This is a genomic window from Bacillus paramycoides, from assembly GCF_001884235.1.
In the GTDB taxonomy this organism is placed as follows: domain Bacteria; phylum Bacillota; class Bacilli; order Bacillales; family Bacillaceae_G; genus Bacillus_A; species Bacillus_A paramycoides.
Genome location: NZ_MAOI01000117.1, coordinates 1 through 2,240 on the forward strand (window position 1 = coordinate 1; position 2,240 = coordinate 2,240).

1 protein-coding gene is annotated in these 2,240 nt (G+C 39.5%); it reads right to left on the bottom strand.

All coding sequences use genetic code 11. The features are described from left to right. Window positions 1-2,240 (bottom strand): Cna B-type domain-containing protein (locus BAU28_RS30770; RefSeq protein ID WP_244158192.1); only part of this gene is annotated, 2,240 nt, incomplete at both ends.

Below are 2,240 nucleotides of genomic sequence, written 5' to 3' on the forward strand. Positions count from 1 at the left end.
GTTTTGTAAAAGATCTACTTTGATCATTTCCGGACGATCTTTCGCGTTATCGTCGTTCCATGTTTTCGTTCCTTCTATTTTTGTTTCGCCTACTTTTGTATTTGTAATGTCATAACCATGAACCTCAGACTTATATCCATCTACCGGTTGTTCTTTCACTGTATAGATGTAAGCTACTCCGTTTGTATCGTATGCTTGAAGTTTTTCAAATGTATACTTCCAGTTCGTTGCCGCTGTTACTTCTTTTGTGTCTACTACTTTACCGTTTTGTAGTAAATCTACTTTAACTGAGCTTGGGCGACCTGTTGCGTTGTTATCGTTCCAAGTCTTTGTTCCTTCTACTTTCGTTTCGCCTACTTTTGTATTCGTAATGTCATAACCGCTTACGCTAGATTGATATCCCACTACTGGTTGTTCTTTCACTTCATACTGATAAGCTACTCCATTCGCATCGTATGCTGCTAAATCTGCGAATATATATTTCCAACCCATCATTGCTAGTACGTCTTGTGTTTTGATCACGTTTCCGTTTTGTAGTAAGTCTACTTTGATCATCGCTGGACGGTCTATTGCATTTCCGTCCTTCCACGCTTTTGTTCCTTCTACTGTTGTTTGTGCTACTTTTGTATTTGTAATGTCATAACCATGAACCTCAGATTTATATCCATCTACTGGTTGTTCTTTTACTTCATACTTGTACGCATTACCTTCGGCATCATATGCCGCTAAGTCTGTAAACGCATATTTCCATTCACCAGCTGCGCTCACTTCTTTTGTTGCGATCACCTTGCCATTTTGTAGTAACTCAACCTTGATCATTTCCGGACGATTTGTTGCGTTTCCATCCTTCCACGTCTTTGTTCCTTCTACTGTTGTTTGCGCTACTTTTGTATTTGTAATGTCATAACCTTTTACTTCGGATTTGTATCCATCCACCGGTTGTTCTTTTACCTCATACTTATACGCGTTACCTTCGGCATCATATGCCGCTAAGTCTTTGAATCCATATTTCCAACCTGTTGCTTCACTTACTTCTTGCGTCGCAACTACTTGGCCATTTTGTAGTAAGTCTACTTTAATCGTTGTCGGACGATTTGTTGCATTTCCGTCCTTCCACGTTTTTGTTCCTTCTACTGTTGTTTGGCCCACTTTTGTATTTGTAATGTCATAACCTTTTACTTCGGATTTGTATCCATCCACCGGTTGTTCTTTTACCTCATACTTATACGCGTTACCTTCGGCATCATATGCCGCTAAGTCTTTGAATCCATATTTCCAACCTGTTGCTTCACTTACTTCTTGCGTCGCAACTACTTGGCCATTTTGTAGTAAATCTACTTTGATCGTTGTCGGACGATTTGTTGCGTTTCCGTCCTTCCAAGTCTTTGTTCCTTCTACTGTTGTTTGGCCCACTTTTGTATTTGTAATGTCATAACCTTTTACTTCGGATTTGTATCCATCCACCGGTTGTTCTTTTACCTCATACTTATACGCGTTACCTTCGGCATCATATGCCGTTAAGTCTTTGAATCCATATTTCCAACCTGTTGCTTCACTTACTTCTTGTGTCGCAACTACTTGGCCATTTTGTAGTAAGTCCACTTTGATCGTTGTCGGACGATTTGTTGCGTTTCCGTCCTTCCAAGTCTTTGTTCCTTCTACTGTTGTTTGGCCCACTTTTGTATTTGTAATGTCATAACCTTTTACTTCGGATTTATATCCATCTACCGGTTGTTCTTTCACTGTATAGATGTAAACTACTCCGTCTGTATCGTATGTTGGGATTTTTTCAAATGTATACTTCCAGTTTGTTGCCGCTGTCACTTCTTTTGTATCTATTACTTTACCGTTTTGTAGTAAATCTACTTTAACTGAGCTTGGGCGATTTGTTGCGTTGTTATCGTTCCAAGTCTTTGTTCCTTCTACTTTCGTTTCGCCTACTTTTGTATTCGTAATATCATAACCGCTCACGCTAGATTGATATCCCACTACTGGTTGTTCTTTCACTTCATACTGATAAGCTACTCCATTCGCATCGTATGCTTCTAAATCTGCAAATATATATTTCCAACCCATTATCGCTAGTACGTCTTGTGTTTGGATCAAGCTTCCGTTTTGTAGTAGGTCCACTTTGATCATTGCCGGACGGTCTATTGCATTTCCGTCTTTCCACGTCTTCGTTCCTTCTACTGTCATTTTCGCTACTTTTGTATTTGTAATATTGTAGCCATTTACTTCCG